Origin of the sequence: Streptomyces sp. HSW2009 (assembly GCF_040240285.1) — a bacterium.
Taxonomy (GTDB): Bacteria; Actinomycetota; Actinomycetes; order Streptomycetales; family Streptomycetaceae; genus Streptomyces.
Window position 1 is genome coordinate 1 of record NZ_JBEHZD010001140.1, and the last position, 515, is coordinate 515.

The following is a 515-nucleotide window of genomic DNA, read 5'->3' on the forward strand; positions in this document are numbered from 1 at the left end:
TGGGTGGGTGTGGGGTCGGTGGGGGTGGGGGTCCAGTGGGTGGTGCGGGCGTAGAGGGCTTGGAAGGCGACGGTGTTCCAGTAGGTGAGGAGGGTTTTGCGGACGACTTCTTGGATGGTGGTGTGGCCGACGCGGCGGGCGGCCCAGGGTGAGCCGCCGGCGGCCATGAACCAGCGGACGGCGTCGGCGCCGTGTTGGTCCATGAGGGGGATGGGTTGGAGGATGTTGCCGAGGTGTTTGGACATTTTGCGGCCGTCTTCGGCGAGGATGTGGCCGAGGCAGACGACGTTTTCGTAGGAGGATTTGTCGAAGACGAGGGTGCCGATGGCCATGAGGGTGTAGAACCAGCCGCGGGTCTGGTCGATGGCTTCGGAGATGAATTGGGCGGGGTAGCGGGCTTCGAAGAGGTCTTTGTTTTGGTGGGGGTAGCCCCATTGGGCGAAGGGCATGGAGCCGGAGTCGTACCAGGCGTCGATGACTTCGGGGACGCGGACGGCTTGGTGGGTGCAGCCTTC

General features: G+C 64.9%; 1 protein-coding gene. It reads right to left on the reverse strand.

Annotated elements, in window-relative coordinates:
- Nucleotides 1-515, reverse strand: a 515-nt coding sequence (locus tag AAHZ94_RS34940) for a class I tRNA ligase family protein (protein WP_349997669.1), incomplete at both ends; no start/stop codon positions are given.